At 60.3% G+C, this 17,805-nt stretch carries 16 protein-coding genes; 4 read left to right on the forward strand and 12 right to left on the reverse strand.

From position 1 onward, the window contains the following. The first annotated feature begins 11 nt into the window (after positions 1 to 11). Both ACI5KX_RS01950 and ACI5KX_RS01955 read left to right on the forward strand, forming a co-directional pair. Positions 12 to 482 carry a disulfide bond formation protein B gene (locus ACI5KX_RS01950; protein ID WP_406808996.1) on the forward strand — a complete coding sequence of 157 codons (471 nt, stop codon included), beginning with the start codon at positions 12 to 14 and terminating at the stop codon, positions 480 to 482. Continuing rightward, entirely contained in the window at positions 479 to 1,000 is a 522-nt protein-coding gene (locus tag ACI5KX_RS01955; protein WP_406808997.1) for a demethoxyubiquinone hydroxylase family protein, read from the forward strand. Before ACI5KX_RS01950 ends, ACI5KX_RS01955 begins: the two co-directional genes overlap by 4 nt. Here ACI5KX_RS01955 and ACI5KX_RS01960 read toward each other — a convergent pair. Further along, complete coding sequence (locus ACI5KX_RS01960) at positions 997 to 2,337, reverse strand: nucleotide sugar dehydrogenase (protein WP_406808998.1); 1,341 nt, start codon at positions 2,335 to 2,337, stop codon at positions 997 to 999. The genes ACI5KX_RS01955 and ACI5KX_RS01960 overlap by 4 nt on opposite strands. A 166-nt stretch (positions 2,338 to 2,503) precedes the next feature. On the opposite strand from ACI5KX_RS01960, the gene ACI5KX_RS01965 reads away from it, so the two are divergent. Further along, positions 2,504 to 3,118 carry a hypothetical protein gene (locus ACI5KX_RS01965; RefSeq protein ID WP_406808999.1) on the forward strand — a complete coding sequence of 205 codons (615 nt, stop codon included), beginning with the start codon at positions 2,504 to 2,506 and terminating at the stop codon, positions 3,116 to 3,118. A 6-nt stretch (positions 3,119 to 3,124) separates the two neighbouring features. Here ACI5KX_RS01965 and ACI5KX_RS01970 read toward each other — a convergent pair whose 3' ends face one another. The 11 genes from ACI5KX_RS01970 to ACI5KX_RS02020 all read right to left on the reverse strand — a co-directional run bounded on the left by ACI5KX_RS01970 (position 3,125) and on the right by ACI5KX_RS02020 (position 16,342). After that, a complete protein-coding gene (locus tag ACI5KX_RS01970; RefSeq protein ID WP_406809000.1) occupies positions 3,125 to 4,138 on the reverse strand; it encodes an SDR family NAD(P)-dependent oxidoreductase in 1,014 nt (337 codons plus the stop codon). Positions 4,139 to 4,201: 63 nt separating this feature from the next. Continuing rightward, the gene (locus ACI5KX_RS01975; RefSeq protein WP_406809001.1) at positions 4,202 to 5,500 is read right to left on the reverse strand and encodes an exopolysaccharide biosynthesis polyprenyl glycosylphosphotransferase; all 1,299 of its coding nucleotides are present in this window, start codon (positions 5,498 to 5,500) and stop codon (positions 4,202 to 4,204) included. 210 nt (positions 5,501 to 5,710) lie between these two features. Continuing rightward, positions 5,711 to 6,706: a glycosyltransferase family 10 domain-containing protein gene (locus ACI5KX_RS01980; RefSeq protein ID WP_406809002.1), complete on the reverse strand. Its 996-nt coding sequence runs from the start codon at positions 6,704 to 6,706 to the stop codon at positions 5,711 to 5,713. Positions 6,707 to 6,710: 4 nt separating this feature from the next. Next, positions 6,711 to 7,277, reverse strand: coding sequence for an FkbM family methyltransferase (locus tag ACI5KX_RS01985; protein ID WP_406809003.1), 567 nt, complete (start codon positions 7,275 to 7,277; stop codon positions 6,711 to 6,713). Positions 7,278 to 7,524: 247 nt separating this feature from the next. Next, positions 7,525 to 8,352, reverse strand: coding sequence for a glycosyltransferase (locus ACI5KX_RS01990; RefSeq protein ID WP_406809004.1), 828 nt, complete (start codon positions 8,350 to 8,352; stop codon positions 7,525 to 7,527). A 9-nt stretch (positions 8,353 to 8,361) separates the two neighbouring features. Next, on the reverse strand, positions 8,362 to 9,411 hold the full coding sequence (locus ACI5KX_RS01995) for an EpsG family protein (protein ID WP_406809005.1): 1,050 nt from the start codon (positions 9,409 to 9,411) through the stop codon (positions 8,362 to 8,364). A gap of 69 nt (positions 9,412 to 9,480) precedes the next feature. Beyond that, positions 9,481 to 10,764, reverse strand: a complete 1,284-nt coding sequence (locus ACI5KX_RS02000; protein ID WP_406809006.1) for a hypothetical protein — start codon at positions 10,762 to 10,764, stop codon at positions 9,481 to 9,483. Positions 10,765 to 10,775: 11 nt separating this feature from the next. After that, the gene (locus tag ACI5KX_RS02005) at positions 10,776 to 11,981 is read right to left on the reverse strand and encodes a hypothetical protein (protein ID WP_406809007.1); all 1,206 of its coding nucleotides are present in this window, start codon (positions 11,979 to 11,981) and stop codon (positions 10,776 to 10,778) included. Positions 11,982 to 11,999: 18 nt separating this feature from the next. Then, positions 12,000 to 14,192, reverse strand: a complete 2,193-nt coding sequence (locus ACI5KX_RS02010; protein WP_406809008.1) for a GumC family protein — start codon at positions 14,190 to 14,192, stop codon at positions 12,000 to 12,002. A 31-nt stretch (positions 14,193 to 14,223) separates the two neighbouring features. Continuing rightward, a complete protein-coding gene (locus tag ACI5KX_RS02015) occupies positions 14,224 to 14,937 on the reverse strand; it encodes a polysaccharide biosynthesis/export family protein (RefSeq protein ID WP_406809009.1) in 714 nt (237 codons plus the stop codon). A 49-nt stretch (positions 14,938 to 14,986) separates the two neighbouring features. Continuing rightward, the gene (locus ACI5KX_RS02020) at positions 14,987 to 16,342 is read right to left on the reverse strand and encodes an O-antigen ligase family protein (RefSeq protein WP_406809010.1); all 1,356 of its coding nucleotides are present in this window, start codon (positions 16,340 to 16,342) and stop codon (positions 14,987 to 14,989) included. Positions 16,343 to 16,715: 373 nt separating this feature from the next. Here ACI5KX_RS02020 and gmd point away from each other — a divergent pair, with 373 nt between their 5' ends. After that, on the forward strand, positions 16,716 to 17,774 hold the full coding sequence (gene gmd, locus ACI5KX_RS02025; protein WP_406809011.1) for a GDP-mannose 4,6-dehydratase: 1,059 nt from the start codon (positions 16,716 to 16,718) through the stop codon (positions 17,772 to 17,774). Positions 17,775 to 17,805: the final 31 nt, after the last annotated feature.

Here is a 17,805-nt window from a genome sequence, read left to right on the forward strand (position 1 = left end):
GATAGCGCCGCATGAACACTGTGACGAAAGCCCGGCTGCTTGCCGTGGCCCTTCCTGCGGGTTTGCTCGGCGGGGCCTATATCTCGCAATACGGCTTTGGCCTGTACCCTTGCGAGATGTGCTGGTGGCAGCGCTATCCGCACTTTGCAGCGCTCGGATTTGCGATACTGTCCTTTGTGATGAAGCCCGCACGCGTGTGGATCGCGCTGGCGGGCCTCGCTGTCATCACCTCGGGGCTGATCGGCGGCTTTCATGCCGGGGTGGAGTACGGCTGGTGGCAGGGCATCACCGGCTGCGCCACCGTTGGCGGCGGCATCGACGTGATGGACCCGGCCGCAGCTCCGGTGATCCGCTGCGATATCGCTCCGTGGGACCTGTTCGGTATCTCGCTCGCGGGCTGGAATTTCCTGATCTCGGTGATCGGCGGGATCGCAGTGCTGGCCTTGAGCGTTAAGGGAGCAGGACAAGAGGCACAATTATGAAACGCGAAGAACTCCACCGCATGATCCGGGTCGACCAGGCCGGCGAATTCGGCGCGACACGTATCTACGAAGGCCAGCTCGCCGTGATGGGCGATCGCGGCCCGCACTCGGCGGAAATCCGGCATATGGCCGAACAGGAGGAAGGCCACCGCGCGCGCTTCGATGAAATGCTCGCCAAGCGCGGCGTGCGGCCGACGGCGCTGTACCCGTTCTGGTCGGCGGCCGGCTATGCGCTCGGCGCGGGCACGGCTCTGCTCGGCCCCGAAGCGGCCATGGCCTGCACCGCGGCAGTCGAGGAAGAGATCGACAAGCATTATTCCGAACAGCTCGAGCGGCTCGCCGAAACCGATTCGGACCCGGAACTGGCCTCCATGATCGAGGAGTTTCGCGAAGACGAACGCGAGCACCGCGATGCGGCGCTTGCTGCCGGTGCGGAGAAGGCCCCCGCCTATCCGCTGCTCTCGGGCGCCATCCGGCTGGGGTGCAAGCTCGCGATCAAGATCTCAGAGAGAGTCTAGAGCGACCAATAGGACAAATTCTCCGGCAATTCGCCCGGATCGAGCACCGATTTCACATCGATCAAAATGCCGCCCGGCTTGATCCGATCGGCAAGTTTGCTGCCTTCGGCGGTATATTCGGCGTGATTGACCGCAAGGATCAGCGCGTCGAGATCGCGCAGATCGCCGTCACTGCAAAGCGCGATTCCATATTCGTGCATCGCAACCTCGGATGAGGCGAGCGGGTCGCCGACCAGCGGCTCGACTCCGAACTCGCGCAGCTCCGAAACGATGTCGGGGACTTTCGAATTGCGAATATCGGGCACGTCCTGCTTGAAGGTCAGGCCGAGCACGCCGACACGCGCTTCGGTAAGCGCCACTTGCCCGCCGATCAGCTTGATTGCCTTCTGTGCCACCGCCGCCCCCATCGTATCGTTGATCCGGCGCCCGGCGAGGATCACTTCCGGGCGGTAATCGAGACGCTCGGCCGCTGCGGTGAGGTAATAGGGATCGACACCGATGCAGTGCCCGCCGACGAGGCCGGGCGTGAACGGCAGGAAGTTCCACTTGGTGCCCGCCGCCGCCAAGACGTCACGCGTCGCAATCCCCATCCGGTCGAAGATCAGCGCGATTTCGTTCATCAGCGCGATGTTGAGATCGCGCTGGGTGTTTTCGATCACCTTGGCCGCCTCGGCGACCTTGATCGACGGGGCTTCGTGAAGTCCCGCATCCACGATCGCGCCGTATATCGCGCGCATCCGGTCGAGCGCTCCGGGGTTTTCCGCCGCGATGATCTTCGTGATCGTTTCGAGCCGGTGCACCGTATCGCCGGGATTGATGCGTTCGGGGCTGTAGCCGAGCGCGAAGTCCTCGCCCTGTGCGAGCCCCGAATGCCGTGCCAGCAGCGGGCCGCAGAAATCCTCGGTCGCGCCGGGGAATACGGTCGATTCGAACACCACCAGCGCGCCCTTTTGCAAATGCGGGCCGATCGTCTCGCAGGCGGCGCGCAGCGGCGAAAGGTCGGGGCGGCGTTCGTCGGTGATCGGCGTCGGGACGGTGACGATGAAGCTCGTCGCGCCGGCGAGGCTGGCGGGATCGTCCGAGACTTCAAGCCCGGACGCGGCGAGCCGCACGTCGTCGATTTCGCGGGTGTAGTCGGACCCGGCGCGCAATGTCTCGACCCGCCGGGCCGAGATATCGAAGCCGAGCACATCCACTCCGATCGGGCGGAGTCTCTCTGCAAGCGCCACGGCGACCGGGAGGCCGACATAACCGAGCCCGACTACGGCAATGCGCTCGCGGGCGGCAACAGCGGGCGATCGGCTCGCTGATTCGGATGGCTGGAACGGCGCGTTCATGCGGGCTCCCATGCACCCGATATGCTCAACAAACCGCTAACCACGTTGCGCAAAAACCCGGTGCGAAGCGCGCAATTCACGCTGAATTCAGTGGCGCGCCCCTATCGCTGCTGCCATGATAGGGGCGAGGGCGCGCAACGTCTCGCCGGAACGAGGAATTCGATCGATGATCAAGCCGAACCATTCTTTTTCCCTTACATCGGGCCTGATCGCCTGCGGGGCCGTGCTGTGTGTCGCCGCCCCCGCTGCAGCGCAGGACAAGGCGGGCGACAAGGTCAACATGGTCATCGCCTATGACGAGAGCGAATGCCCCGAAACCGCCGCAGAGAACGAAATCGTGATCTGCGAAATCCTGGTCGAGGCGGAGCGTTATCGCATCCCGCGCAATCTTCGACAGAGCGACTCGCCCCAGAACACCGCGTGGACCGAGCGGGTCGAGACCATCCGCTACATCGGGGAATTCGGCGCAATGTCGTGCAGCCCGGCCGGCGCGGGCGGCTTTACCGGCTGCACCCAGAAGATGATCGACGCGGCCTATGCCGACCGTGCCGAAAGCGAGAATGTACGCTTCGGCCAGTTGATCGAGCAGGCGCGGCAGGAGCGGCTTTCGACGATCGATACCGATGCCGCTGCCGAGCAGGAGCGGGTCGAGCAGATCGAGCGCGAGTACCTCGAGCGGCTCGAGCGCGAGCGCGACGCGCCGCTGCCGGGCGAGATCGAACAGACCCCAGCAGCACCCGCCATCGGCCCGACCGATGACGAGCCCGAGCCCGAGGGCTAAGCCCGCTCAGATTTCGTAATAGTCGCGATACCACGCCACGAACTGGCGGATGCCATCGCGCACGTCGGTTTGGGGCGCGTAGCCGGTAAGCTCCATGAGCAGCGTCGCATCGGCCCAGGTCGCGGGTACGTCGCCTTTCTGCATCGGCATGAGGTTGCGGATCGCCTCGCGGCCGCAAGCCTCTTCGATCGCGGCGATATAGTCAGTCAGCCGGACTTGCTCGTTATTGCCGATATTGACCACGCGAAACGGCGCGACGGGTGACAGGCTGTCCCATTCGGGAATGGCCTCCGCGCTCTCCGGCCGCTGCGGCACGGCATCGATCAACAGGCGGATCCCGCGCACCAGATCGGTGACAAAGGTAAAGTCGCGGAACATCTCGCCGCGGTTGTAGATATCGATCGGGGTGCCTTCGAGGATACCCTTGGTGAACTTGAACAGCGCCATGTCGGGCCGCCCCCATGGTCCGTAGACCGTGAAAAAGCGGAACATCGTCGTCGGCAGATCCCACAAATGGGCATAGGAATGGCCCATCGCTTCGTTCGCCTTCTTGGTCGCGGCGTAGAGCGTCAGCTGGGTGTCGCACTTTTGCCGTTCGTCGAACGGCATGTCCTCGTTCGCGCCGTAGACCGAGCTGGTCGAGGCCATCAGCAGGTGATCGACGCCGAGCTCGCGGGCGCATTCCATCACATTGAAGGTGCCCACGACATTGGCATCGATATAGGCGCGCGGGTTTTCGAGGCTGTATCGCACCCCCGCCTGCGCGGCGAGATGGACGATGATGTCGGGCTGCTCGGCCATGGCGAACTCGCGCAAAGCCTCGAAATCCTCGAGCATGCCGACTGTGCAGGTGAAGTGCTGGTTCTGGAGCAGCATCTGGTGCCGCCGTTCCTTCAGGCGGACGTCGTAATAATCGGTCAGGCCGTCATAGCCGACGACGCGGAAACCCTCGGCCAGCAGCAACTGTGCAAGATGAAAGCCGATGAAGCCGGCCGACCCTGTGATTAGAACTGTACGCAAGGAGTGTTTCGCCTCTGCTCGCTTTCCCGGGGGCCAGTCAGCCGTCAGGCCTGTGCCCGCCTGTCACTTTGCCCCGTTGCCTGTCAAGATAACGCGGAACGTCTTCAGCACGATCAGGAAATCGAGCCAGAGCGAGATATTCTTGACGTAATAGAAATCGAACCGGAGTTTCGCATTGACGTCCGATACGTCTGTGACGTGACCCTGATTGACCTGCGCCCAGCCGGTGATGCCCGGACGCACGATGTGCCGATAGGAATAGAACGGCAGCTCGCTTTCATACCATTTGGCAAGCGATTCCGCCTCGGGCCGGGGGCCGATCCAGCTCATTTCCCCGCGCAGGATGTTGAGCACCTGCGGCAGCTCGTCGATCCTTGTTTTGCGCAGGAATTGTCCGACCCTTGTGATGCGGTCATCCCCGTCTCTGGTCATGGCATCGTTGCGCAATGCCTCTTCCTCGGTGATCGCGGCCCGTTCACGCATGGTGCGGAACTTGACCATGCGGAATGTACGCCCGCGAAACCCGACCCGCTCCTGCACGAACAGGACAGGCCCTTTCGAATCGAGCTTGATCAGCAGCGCGATGACAAGGAGCGGCACGGCAAGAAGCGGCAGCAGCAGCACCGAGCCGACGATGTCGATCAACCGCTTGGTCGCCACGTAGGGAACGTTGGGGATGAGCGATCCGAGCTCGTTCTCGGAAAGGTGGGTGATCTTGACCTGACCGGTCTGCATCTCGGCCACCTGCCGGTAGTGATAGACCGGAATTCCCGCCAGCGCGGCCTTGGCGAACAGCCGCTCCCATTCGTCGGGGTGGTCGTAATGCAGGTCGGCGACCAATGCGCCATTTAATTGCCTGGCCTGGACTAAAGTTTCGAGTTCGATGAGGCTTGGAGCCGGAAGGTATTGACCCTCTATCCGCACCTCCGAAGATCGCCCGCCGCCGACGATGAAGTGCGGGCGGCGAAGGCCGCGATTATGGGCAGTGCTGATGTAGCTGAATAGAACTGTTCCAAACGCACCCATTCCAAACATAGGGATCGAATAGGCCACCCGCAAAATCGCAATGCCGGAAAGAACTCCGGCAAAGGCAAGAAAATTCACCGGAAAGACATAGGAAAGGTGCCTAGTTCGAGCGTACTCTCTGAGCCGCGAAAGAATATACCAAGTCACCAATACGGCGACCGCGAGCGGTATCAGGGTCGCAATGAGAATTGGGTGGCGCAGATCCTGTCCTTGACCGACCCACCAAACAATAGGAGGAGTCAACGCAGCCATGAGATAGGCCGGAAGCTGGAGGTTCCCGCTGAATAGTAGATTACCAGCCTTCTGACGCGGCTTCGGAACTGCGTTAATATGCATGGCCAAACTTCCGCGCTACCTTTAAACGCTGAGCTCACTTCGGTCTTCACTACAGGTTCACAAGTCGCCGTGCAAGTGTACCAAAAGTCGAAGGAATCTTCGCGTTGCGCCGTGGTTGTCTACAGTGGTTCACGCGTTGATCGACGCATGCGGGCCCAAACTTAAGACGATCACTCGGGGCCGGTCGGTCCCGCTCCAGGATGACCGCAATCACCTGCGATGCCCCGCTTTGCGGGTATCAAGAAACCTGACGATTGCCTTTGCGGTAGTGTCACCGAAATTCGCGACAGAGTGTTCGCTGAACCTTGGGCTGGCGAGAAACTTGAGCCGGGCGCGATCGAAACTCTCGTAGTCTTCGGGACCGAATAAGCACAGTCTGTCGATGAACTGATCGATGTCGCGGACTCGTTCGTAGGCGATAAAGCAATCTTCTGGGACATACTCGCCAATGTCGTCGCATCCTAGGTAGATAGGAACGGCGCCGGCTATAAGACTGTCGAAAATCTTCTCGGTAACATAGCCCGAGAGGCCGCTGACATTCTCGAAGCAGAAATTGAACACCGCTCGCTCGAGCGCGTCGTCCTTGTCGCCACAGGGGCCTTTGTTGTTCCGAAGGCGGGCTATATCCATCGGGACTCCTCGGAGGAACTTGTAGGCAGCACTGAACGCAAGGCCAGGCGGTTGCGGCGGTAGGTTCCAGCCCCTTCCCCACAGTTCGAACGTCAAATCGGGCCGCTTTTCGAAAGCGCGAATGATGCGCACCCTTTCGGAATAGAGCTCGTTTGGCGAGGAGGTATTTTCGGCCCGGTTCGTCGCGACGATCGCGGCGAGGGCGGGCCGGTTGGCAAACGCATTGCGCCGCGGCTCCCGCATGGCGACCGGTGGAAAGATGTGCGTGACATCTGCGCCCTCACGCGATCGGTCCCATGTGACGAGGTGCTCGTAACCGTCGAGCCGTTCTTTGGTATTGGCAGGCCAGATAAAGCGATTCTCGAGTTGCACGCAGACCGTCGGGGCATCGCTGCCGCGGGAGGCCTCCTGGGCTTCGATGTGGACCTCAACATCCGGCCTTTCGGGTGTGTCGCCGGCGCTGACCGACGCACCGAGCTCGCGCAGCGGGTTTATCAGCGCTCGCAGGTGATCTTCGGCGAGCATCTGATCGAGCGTTTTGCTGCCGAACCGGCCGCCCTTGAGGTGAATTCGCACTTGACTAATTCTCTCTCACGTAGAGATCATCGATGTATCTGACCCTCGAATGGAACCGGTAGCCCTCTGAGAGAATCATCTTGCGCAGCCTCTCCGAACCGACCGGAAAGCTGCAATTCTCGACCAGGATCACCTTGGGGCGAATTTCCGGAAACATGCCCTTGAGCACCATTTCCTCGAAGCCTTCGACATCGATCGAAGCGAAATCGATTTCCCCGACTTCGAATTCGCGAAGGGGTTTCACCTCGACAATCGAGACATCTGTCGATTTGGCACGCGCTGCGGCCTCCATGTCAGCCTCGTCTATGACTTCGACATAGGACAGCTGATCCTCCCAACCCTCTTCCCCCGATGTCTCGTGAAATGCAATCCTGCCAGGCGCTTCTCCCAACGCGCATTGTACGAAAGTGGTGCGAGGCCGAGCCTCTGCCCACAATCCAATGTATTTGTTCAAGGGGTCGAACGCCCAGCCGCTGTAGTCGCGCTCTTTCTCGAAGAAGGCGGTATTGTTGTTGAAGCAAGGGTGGTTGGCGCCAATGTCGAGGAACACCCCCCCGGTCTTTTCGCTCAAGAGCTGATCGACCAGCTCCGGCTGCCCAAACTGGCCCGATTCGGCGGACTCATCGAATACGACCCGCGTCTTGGGATATCGTAGCCCGAAGTAACAGTATGTGATGACCTTACGGAGAAATCGCCAGAAATTCTGAGCAATAGCGTAGATAGGCTTGGGCAAATGTGAGGCGAGAGCCCTTATTCGGGAAGCTAAGAACATATATTCTCATCTGATGTTCGGGAGGGATTTTCGCAAAACGCAATGATCAGGATCTGATCTTGGACGCGTAAAGGTATTTTCTGAGTGTCGCAGGCGTGAGCCTAAAGACAAAACGCAGAGGCGGATACATGAAATGGAAAGGAGGCGCGCCGAGCGACTTTAATCCTTGCCAATAGCACCGAAATTCTCCGGCTGCCTTGGCGAGGCCGCGCCTTTTCCAAAATCCGTCAGCAATACGGAAATCGAGATGGGCTGCTTTAAGATTTCCAAATCGGATCCCCGAAGCCGCAGCGCGGAACCACATCGCTATGTCCTCATTAGCGGCGGCCGTTGGGTAACTGCCGAGCCGGTCGAGCGCCGATCGCCTGAAGCAAACGGTCGGATGCGCGAAGGGGCTCCGCCATTTGAGCGCATCCATCGCCTCTTCATGTGTCGCAGGATAGGTGACGAGGCGTCTCTGACCCCCTTCGCCCATTTCGTTGATAGCGGTACCGCAGATGCCGATCTCGGGCTTTTGCTCCATGAATTGCACTTGCGCAGAGAACCGACCCGGTAGCGACACGTCGTCGGCATCCATCCGGAACACGTATTCCTCCGACTGCAACGACCGGATCAGATCGTTGAGGACATGGGCGAGGCCGCGGTTTCGCTCGAACGGTTGATAGCTGTGAATGCGGTCCTCCCAGAGCTCCAGAACTGCCCGCAATTCGGCGCCGATGGGGCCATCAACGCCCAGGTACACATGGACCCGCCTCTTTTCGGAGATATCCTGAGCGAGTACCGATGAAAGCGCCTGCGATAAATGGTCTGGTGCGTCGCCGGCATAGACCGACATGATGACCGCCACGGCGCGGGGATTTGACGAGCCTGACATCGAAGAGCCCTAGTATGTTCCGCCGAACGGGACGCGCAATACCGCAGAACGTAGAATCTCCATGGAGAAATCCGTGGCAAAAGTCGGTCCAGCGAGAAGCGCGCAGATCGCTAGGAGAAAGCCGAGGCGCAAAATTGGCCCGTCGTCGCTTTCTGGCAGAACCCTGCCGACCACCCAGATCGACACAATCGTGATAAACATGATGAAGAATCGCGATCCGCTGGATCCGCCGGAGAAGGTGAAGAGCACGGCGGAAGCTGCCGCACCGAGCAGATAGAACAGAATAATGAAGGGAGTCTTCCGCGCCGCCGCGATCACGGGAAACGCGACGGCAAACGCCCAAGCGGAATAGACCACCAGCGAGGTCGTCGTCTCGGTGCCCTCGCGAAAGAACCCCGCTACTGCATCGGGGAAAAGCCCCACCACGATGAGGATCGAGGCCCCGATCGCCGACAGAATAATGATATCCCGCTTAATGAGCGCGTAGCAAATGTAGTAGATCAGCGACAAAATCCCCATCGAAGTGTGGATTAGGAAGGGGATGAGGTGCCACGCAAAAGTCTTGTAGGGGCCACGTTCGAGCGTTGTTCTTTCGACTACGAGCCAGACTGCGAATCCGACCAGCTGCCGGTGAATGTTGTTGATGCCGAGAACGAATAGCGGGCTCAGGAACAGCGCGATAATGAAGACGGCGGGCAGTGGTCGCGACCTGAAAGCGAACAGCAGGCAGGCGAAAACAGCAATGTCCAGTAGAAAGATCGCAATCCAGCCGTCATCGAAGATAGCCGTAAGAAGCTTGCCTGGTGCCCAATAAAGCGGCTCGCGCAGGTTGTAGGACGACATCCCGATGGAAACGAATTCCTCGACCACGCGCGTAAGATCGGAATCCGGGATAGTAACCCTGACTTCGAGGAACAGGAAATAGAGCGGGATGCAGGCTATCACTGCCGCCCACCTGGCGACCCGCGACCCTTCGCGCCGCTGCTTTACCTGCGCTGCCGCCAATCGGATCCCTGATGCGGCGCCCGGTTCACGGCTGGTGGTAAGGTTGGCGGGCATCGATATTCCATTTGTTCCGAATGAGCGCTAGGTTTCGCACGGGGTCAAGTCGTCGGAAGTGCTGCAAGACTAGTCGGGGCTTTCGGTTTGCCATCCGGCCAGCCGGACGCAGCTAATGGCAAGAATCACACAGCACAGCAACAGAATGATGGCCACGAACACGAAAGTCCTTTCAAGGTAGAGTACATCGAGCTGCGCCAGAAGAGTTCCGGCAGCCAGCGTAGTCACTGCGATCCAAGGAGAGAGCCGTGCCTGCGTTCGACCGGCTTCGCTGACGAGGTAGGAAATCGAGCAGAGGCTTCGCAGGAGGTCGCAGGTGACGACCAGTGCGACCAGCGCGAAAGAAACGACCAGTTCGCCTCGAAACAGGAGGAAGTGTCCGGCAGCGAAGACCGTAACGGCTATTGGGCCCAACAACAGGGCGGCGATGAGGCCGACCCCGCGCAATTCCGTGGAGACCATAGTAGCTCGGTGCTCGCCCGAATAATCCCCTTCGAACCAGCCAAGCCAATTGCCGCGTCGCAGCTGCGCGACGAGCGTTTCGAATGCATTGCTGACCGCAAAGGAAATGCTGGCGAGCACGAGCAACTGCGCTGCATAGGCGCTCGCCTGCGCATCGGCGAGCGCCACGCGGGGCAGGTTGGGTAGGCTCCAGACGAAGAACAGCCACGCAAAGGTACTGCCCAGCAACGCAAGGTCGAGTTTGATCGGGGGGCGTTTTCCCGAAGGCCGGGCTTGCGAGCGCCTGCTCGCGGTAACCAGCACTATGAGAAGCAAGGCTACGCCGTGTCCTGTCGCCAAACCCGTCAACCATGCGATTGCGGTGCCTTGCCAGATCGCTGCAGCCGATGCCAACACTTGCGGGATCAGCACATTGAAAACGCTGAAGAGCGCGCCCCCTTTGAAATCTCCTACCGCGAACCGTTCAATGCTGCACAGGTTCGGTATCGCCGCGACGCACGCGGTTGCGATCACAAGCGCCGCGGTGGTTCCGGCGACATCGGTGATCGGGAGCAGGAGCCAGATCGCGGCAAGCACCATCAGCGTCCCGGCAAACAAGATGAAAGCGCCGAGATATTTGCGCGCGCGAACCCCGTCTGCCAGCCACGCATACTGACTGATGAGAATGACTGGCAGCGCGATCGCAGCCTGCCCGAGCAACGAAACCACCGCGAGGAAAAAGAAGGCGGACTGGGTTTCCGGCTCCGGCAGGAACAGCGAAAATACCGTGGCCTGCAGCAGTATGCATGCAGCCGAAAGAGCCTTGGCTGCGCCCAGCCAGACGAACCCCCTGGTCAGGACGGGGAAGCGCTTGAAGTCGGCGAGTCGATCCTGCGAAGAAGAGCGCCGCACGCTACAGGCCGCTACGAAGAGATCCTCGAGATCGCCAGCGGCTGGATGATCAGCTCGCCGGTTTCTCGATCAGGCATTGGGGCTGCGGTCAGGACGATTTCCTGCGCGTCGCATTCGAGCTCGAACGACTGGCTTGCCGTCACCGTCGCCCCATCTTCGGGCGAAATGCGGAAGGACGTGATCGGTCGTGCCTCCCCCTCGCCGAGGCAGCGCAGCGACACCTCAAGACTCGGCAACGAGCCGTAGGAGCCTTCCTCCGCAGTCGTCTCGATCTCGTAAGTTCCGGGCGTGAGGAATGCCACCTTGCGGGCCGGCTGCGGGATCGATCCGCGGATCGAAAAGGCGCGCAGGTATGGCTCGTCCCCATCGCTTCCGAGAAGCTCGAAGCCCGCCTGCGCCTCGCGGGGAAGGCGCCAGACAAGCGCGCCATAGCGATTGCTTTGATCGGAGTGCTTGTATGTGCCCGGATCGAGCAGGTATTCGGCGCCATTGCTGAACCGTTCGAACAGGCGCCGCATTTCGTCATTATCGCCAACATTGTCGTAATGATCGATCAGTGCGAGCGAAAGCGCCGGAGAGACTAAGATCGAACCCTCCGGGAAGGCGAGATCGAGCGCATCGACGACCGCTTGCGGACCGTCTTCGACCGGCATCGCAAGACGCAGGGTACGGTCGACCCAAGGTGCATTCTCGCGAATATACGGGGTTAGCGCCTTGCGGCCATCGGACAGCAGCACAATCTGGGCCAGCGCGGGCAAGAGACTGTCCTGAAGCGAAGGGTTCACAAGCAGCAACTTGTTGTAGCTGGCGAGCACTTCTCGCACATTCGCCCCGCTTGCCTCGCTCAGGCCCTCGATCAGGAAAGCCTGGGTCAGACTGTCTCGGCGCGAAACCCGGTCGGACATCCTGAGCAGCGCGAGCGATTTCTCGGTGTCGCCCGATCCCCGCGCCTGAAGTGCGAGGAGCCGGAGGGCGGCCGGGTTGAAAGGATCGGATGCGAGCGATTTCAGCGCAGTTGGCGTGAACGCAACTGGCTGGAATGCTTCCGCATTCGCTTTCAGTGCCGCATCAACCGGTTTCATCGCCTCTGACGCATTGGCGAAGCCCGCCGGCGCATCGATCACGCCGGGGATGAGGATTGATGCCGTAAACGAGAAAGAGCCCGCTACGATAGCTGCGCCGCTTACGGCGAGCAGGCCAAGACGAATGTGCCTCATGATTCAGCCCATCCGATCCTATGACTTCGACTGAGTTTCGTCTGTCCTGCCGTAAGCGAAGCCATATCCATAACCGTAGGTCTCCGATCCGGTGGGAGCGACCTTCGAAAGGATGACCCCGAGCAGAGGTGCCCGTACGTCCTTAAGACGCTGTACCGCCGCGCGAATACCCTTCACTGAGGCGCCGTTCGCTTCGGCCACGTAGATAACGCCGCCAACCGATTTGCTGATCAGCGGGGCATCGGCCAGGCCGAGCACCGGCGGTGCATCAATTAGGACATGGTCGTAGCTGCCAAGAAGCGTCTTGACCATGTCAGCGAGCCGCGATCCGCTCAGCAGTTCGGCCGGGTTTGGAGGTTGCGGCCCTGCGGGCAGCAAGGTTATCCCTTCGATATGAGTTTTGCGCAGCAGGTTTTCGCACGTGTCGTTGCCCGACAGAAATGTACTTAGGCCCATGTCGTTCGACAGGCCCAGGAACTCATGCAACGATGCCGAGCGCATGTCGGCATCGACCAGGGCTACCTTCTTGCCCGTCCGGCTCAACATTATCGCCAACGCGAAGCTTGAGGTACTCTTGCCTTCGGCCGCCCTCGTGCTGGTAGTCATGAAGGCATCGGGCACACCCTTTTCGCTTGCGAGCGCAAGATTGGTGTAGACGCTGATATAAGCTTCGGACAACGAGGTCTTGGGGTCGCCCAACTCCTCGACGACGTCCTCGGCCTTTTCAATCGGGATGCTGCCAAGCAGTGGAAGTTGAAGCAGGCGGGCCACTTCATCCGGCTCGTGCAGGCTCTGGTCGAGCTGGTCAAAAACCAGCACTAGGCCAGCCGACAGGCCGAGACCCAGCACAAATGCGATGGCGAGATTGAGCGGGAGGCTCGGCGAGGATGGTTCAACCGGGACTTGAGCGGTGTCCACGACCGCGATATTGTTGGCGCCGACGCCGGCCACGCCGATTTCCTTGAAGCGCTGCAGCAGTGCGTCGTAAAGCTGTCGGTTTGTGTCGACCTCGCGCAGCAGGATATTGTAGCGAATGCTGTCGGATTGCTGTACACCGAGATCCGCTTTCAGCTCGTTAACCTGCTGCTTGAGCCGCCCTTCGCGGCGGGTGGCCTCGCGCAGGGCGTTCTGGCGGCTCTGTACGATCCGGGCTTCCTCGCGGGCGATATCGGCATCAAGCACACGGAGCTCGGCCTCCAACGCCTGAGCGGGCGGATAGCCTTCGTCGAACTGGACCAGGAGACGTCGCAACTCGCCAGCCACTTCGGCGCGTTTCTCGCGCAGCCTTGCAAGGACCGAACTTTCCAGCGCTTCGCGAGATGCGTTGCCCGCATTGACATTGCCCGCGCGGCTTTCCGCTTCGATCCGGGCCGCGGTTGCCTCTGCAAGCTCTGTATTTAGTGACTCCAGATCTGCTTCAACAAGTGTACGCTCACCCTGTACTTGGCCGCGCGCGCGTGCCGATTGTGTAAGAATCACGATTCCCTTTTGGCGCGCGTAATTGACCAATTCGCGCTCGGATTCGTTGAGCCGCGATTTCAGCTCGACCAGACGTTCCTCCAAGAATCTGCGGGCGTCCACGGACGAGTCGAAGCGGCGATCCATTTTTGCAGCGATGAATTGAGAGGCCCAGGTGTTGGCGACCTGCTCGGAAAGAACCGGATCCGCGCTCGAATAGCTGACATCGACCAGAGCCGATCCGCGCACCGGCGCGATGTCGATATGATCCTCGAGTAGTTCGAGCACCTGGCGCTGGCGCATTTGCCGCTGTACGGCCGTCAGCGGCCTGCCTTCCTCGAAGAACGAAAAGCGCCGGTCATCCGGAACCTCGCCATGCGCTTCGAAAAAGGCATCGCTGGTCGGAAGCTGGAGCTCTTGTGAGACCCGTTCGGCTAGCGACCGGGCATTCAGCAAGGCATATTGCGTCTGGTAGAATTCGTTGTTCTGGCCGCCATCGACGCCATCGACGGATTGCACGTTTGTGACGCGCTTTTCCTCGCGGCTGATTTCGATCCGGGATGTCGCCGTATATTGCGGTGTCGACAGCAAGGTGATCAGAATGCCGGCGATCAATGCCGTGCCGACCACCACGACGATCAGCAGGCGCCTCTGTTTGGCAAGCTGCCAGTAATGCAGGAACGTGGCGTTCTGATCGGCAGCCGAACCGTCAGTCGGAGCCTGGGGGACATATTCAATCTTGTCTTCGAACATTTGCGACCTATCAGACCAGTTTGGGCCGTGCTTAGCGCTGGAATGCAATGACGATCGGGGTCGTCACGAGCGGCAGGATTTGCAGGAAGTCCTTAAACAGCCGGCGCGCGTTCGAGTCCCCTACGACGACGACGTCATTGGCATAGATATTGGGGTCTGCATAGTTTCCGGCTCTGATCGCCTTGAGATCATACAGAGCGGCGTATCGCTGGCCATCGATCTCGCGGAACACAACGACCTCCTGGAGCTTGGCGAATTCCCCCGTTCCGTTCGCTTTGGCGATGGCCCGCAGCAGGGTCATCTGTCCCGCAACCGAATACATGCCCGGCTCCTCGACCTCCCCTTCGACGGTGAAGATCTGGCTGACGGCTTCCTTGACGTTGATCGTGACCCTGGGGTCGCGAACGTTGTTCTCCATCAGGCGCGCGCGCACGAGACTCTCGAGCTCGGTCGGGGAAAGCCCGGCAGCAATTACCGGTCCGGCAAGCGGTATGGATAGCCGTCCGCCGTCATCGATTGCGAACTCGCGCTCGGTAAGGAATTCTATTCCGAAGACATCGACGATCAGGATGTCGCGTGCGCCAAGAACATATGTGGGTTCGCCCTGATCGCCCAGCTTGCTCACAGGGGTCGGCAGAGCGCCTTCCTGGATGAGAGTGATCGAAGGATCGCCGCCAACCCGCGGGGATCCGGTGGCGCAACCCGACAAGAGTAACAGCGCAATGGCGAATACACGGAAGGACATCAAAAACCTGCTGTACTGGGCGAATAACCAAAGAAATTGCGTGAGAAAATCAGTTGTGACCTCCTCCTCGCGCGTGCTCTTCTAGCATCACGAATGCGACAATAAGGACGCACATCAGGAAGGGCACCCGCAGCGGGTAGTCTGCAAGACTCCCCAGCGCAAGAAGCAATAATGTAACACCGCCCGCCAATGCATAGGACTTGTGCGACATTTCCAGTTGCTTGTCTGCTCTCGCCCTGAGGGCAAGCTGGGCTGCCCATATCGCGGCCCCGAGTAAAAGGAGCGCGCCCGGCAAACCGAACGTTAACAGGGTTTCGAGAAAGTCATTGTGGGCGTGGTTGAAGTAATAGGGGCTGAGCAACTCCTGCGGCTCGACAACGCGATAGACCGGATCGAATGTTCCCGCGCCCGTGCCGAACGGGAAATACCGCCAGGTCTCGTCAACGAGCAAGCCGAAGGTCCGGGCTCTCAGGTCGGTCGTCAAATCATCGTCGAGCAGACGCCGCAGCGCTTCCGCGCGCGAAAGAATGATCGTCACGGCCATCAGGGAAGCGATGCCGACTGCGCCGATGGCGAGCGGGATAGCCCGGCGGCCGCTCGATAGGCCGAGTTCCTCGCGCCAGCTCGACCGCCGCTGGACCGCGACCGCCGCCACCGCTCCGATGGCGGCCACGATCAATCCTGCGCGAGAGCCCGTCACCAGGATCGCAGGTAGCACGAAAGCACCGCATGCGAGCAGCGGAACCCAGCGCCTGATCCATTGTTGCTGGCCCGCGACAAGCGCGGCCATCATCGGCATCAGCGTCGCAAGGAACACCGCCTGGTGGTTGCGATTGGCAAAAAAGCCCACGGCCATTCCGGGATTGGTGATGTCGTAGAGATACGCAGCGCCTCTCGGATCGCCTGCCAGCTGCACGACGCTGAGCAGCGTCGTCAGCAGGCCGAACAGGAGCAATAGCGGGACCAAAGCCTGCTTGTCGTCACGCTTCAGCTGGACTGCGAGAAGGAGCACGGCGAGCGGGACAAACAGCGAATAGAGCGCGTTCCACGTGTGGCTCGGGGCGAGGCTGAGCGGCCGCCAGACCTGCCCGAGGCCGGCCGTCTGGTCGATCTCGGCCACGATCTCGCGCCCGGGGAGGTTCTGCCAGACCGCTGGGGGTAGCGGGACGAGGTGCAGCGCGACCAGCCCGAATGTGGCCGCGAAAAGCGTGATCAGCCCCTTGTGTCCGGCAATGTCCTCGCGCAAAAGACCATAGGCTGCGATCACGCAGAAAACGATCGCTACCGGGCGCAAGATCAACAGCGATTGTATGTCCATGCGCGAGCCGCCACCGGTCAGGAAGACCAGGGTGAGGAAGCCGGCAAGCAACCAGAATTTGATGGAACGCTGCTCGAGCGGCTCCACCAAGCGTCGAAAATCTGATGTTTGGATACGCAAGATCTCATCTTTCAATTGTCGCGCCTCGTAGCCAGTCCGATCGACTACAGTCAACAATGCAAAAAACGAGATCGATCGAGTTATCGACGCGGCCCTAGGCCGTGCGTGCGACTTGTCTGCCGAGCGGACAGGGTTTTGATTTCAAGCAAGGAATTCGGGCAGATTGAGCAATTGCTGAAATCGCCGGTGGGGTTAGCTGGGTTTCTTCTCAACAATCCTTAGGGCTAGCGCTGGCCCGGATCGCTATCTCTTGTGGACCTCATTCGTAATCGGGCCTTGCTGTTTCCCAACCCATGTTTATTGCGCCCAAGCAAACGACCAAGCTTTCAAGAGGGATACAATGAAACGGGCGCTCATCACAGGTGTTACGGGTCAGGACGGTGCCTATCTGGCATCGCTTCTGCTCGATAAGGGATACGAAGTTCATGGCGTCAAACGGCGCTCGTCGTCCTTCAACACCGGTCGCATCGAACATCTTTACGAAGACCCGCACGAGCCCGATCCGCGGCTGATCCTGCATTACGGCGACATGACCGATGCGACGAACTTGATCAGGATCGTCCAGGAAGTGCAGCCGCACGAAATCTACAACCTCGCTGCGCAAAGCCACGTTGCCGTCAGTTTCGAGACGCCCGAATACACCGCCAATGCCGACGCTGTCGGTGCGCTGAGACTGCTCGAGGCGATTCGTATCCTCGGCATGGAAAAGACGACCCGGTTCTACCAGGCATCGACTTCGGAGCTCTATGGCCTCGCCCAGGAGGTACCGCAGTCCGAGACGACACCGTTCTATCCGCGCAGCCCCTACGCCGCGGCGAAACTCTATGCCTACTGGATCACGGTGAACTACCGCGAGGCCTATGGGATGCACGCTTCCAACGGCATCCTCTTCAACCATGAAAGCCCGCTGCGCGGCGAGACCTTCGTCACGCGCAAGATCACCCGCGGCGCGGCGGCGATTTCGCTCGGCCGGCAGGACAAGCTTTATCTCGGCAACCTCGATGCCAAGCGCGACTGGGGGCATGCCGCGGAATATGTCGAGGGTATGTGGCTGATGACCCAACAGGACGAGCCCGACGATTACGTTCTCGCGACCGGCATCACCACGCAGGTGCGTGATTTCGTCAGCTGGGTGTTCGAGGATGTCGGTCTGCCGCTCGAATTCCAAGGCGAGGGCGTCGAGGAAACAGGCCTGTGCGCGAAAACCGGCAAGGTCCTCGTCGAGGTCGATCCCCGCTATTTCCGCCCGACCGAAGTCGACTTGCTGATCGGGGATCCGACCAAGGCGAAGGAAAAACTTGGCTGGAGCTATAAAATGGGCCCGCGCGAGCTCGCGCGAACCATGGCCGAGGCCGACCTCGAGGTCATGAAGGAGGCACCGATTGCCAAGGACTCCTGATCTTTCGACCGGTTGGATCTTCCTGCCGGGG

It is taken from the genome of Erythrobacter sp. GH1-10, assembly GCF_045363165.1.
In the GTDB taxonomy this organism is placed as follows: Bacteria; Pseudomonadota; Alphaproteobacteria; order Sphingomonadales; family Sphingomonadaceae; genus Erythrobacter.

Bases quoted from the DNA above. Each gene is read 5' to 3' on its own strand.
- ACI5KX_RS02010 (WP_406809008.1), bottom strand. From the start codon at position 14,192: ATGTTCGAAGACAAGATTGAATATGTCCCCCAGGCTCCGACTGACGGT.
- ACI5KX_RS01990 (WP_406809004.1), bottom strand. From the start codon at position 8,352: ATGTCAGGCTCGTCAAATCCCCGCGCCGTGGCGGTCATCATGTCGGTC.
- gmd (WP_406809011.1), top strand. From the start codon at position 16,716: ATGAAACGGGCGCTCATCACAGGTGTTACGGGTCAGGACGGTGCCTAT.
- ACI5KX_RS01975 (WP_406809001.1), bottom strand. From the start codon at position 5,500: ATGCATATTAACGCAGTTCCGAAGCCGCGTCAGAAGGCTGGTAATCTA.
- ACI5KX_RS02015 (WP_406809009.1), bottom strand. From the start codon at position 14,937: ATGTCCTTCCGTGTATTCGCCATTGCGCTGTTACTCTTGTCGGGTTGC.
- ACI5KX_RS02005 (WP_406809007.1), bottom strand. From the start codon at position 11,981: ATGAGGCACATTCGTCTTGGCCTGCTCGCCGTAAGCGGCGCAGCTATC.
- ACI5KX_RS01960 (WP_406808998.1), bottom strand. From the start codon at position 2,337: ATGAACGCGCCGTTCCAGCCATCCGAATCAGCGAGCCGATCGCCCGCT.
- ACI5KX_RS01955 (WP_406808997.1), top strand. From the start codon at position 479: ATGAAACGCGAAGAACTCCACCGCATGATCCGGGTCGACCAGGCCGGC.
- ACI5KX_RS01950 (WP_406808996.1), top strand. From the start codon at position 12: ATGAACACTGTGACGAAAGCCCGGCTGCTTGCCGTGGCCCTTCCTGCG.
- ACI5KX_RS01995 (WP_406809005.1), bottom strand. From the start codon at position 9,411: ATGCCCGCCAACCTTACCACCAGCCGTGAACCGGGCGCCGCATCAGGG.
- ACI5KX_RS01965 (WP_406808999.1), top strand. From the start codon at position 2,504: ATGATCAAGCCGAACCATTCTTTTTCCCTTACATCGGGCCTGATCGCC.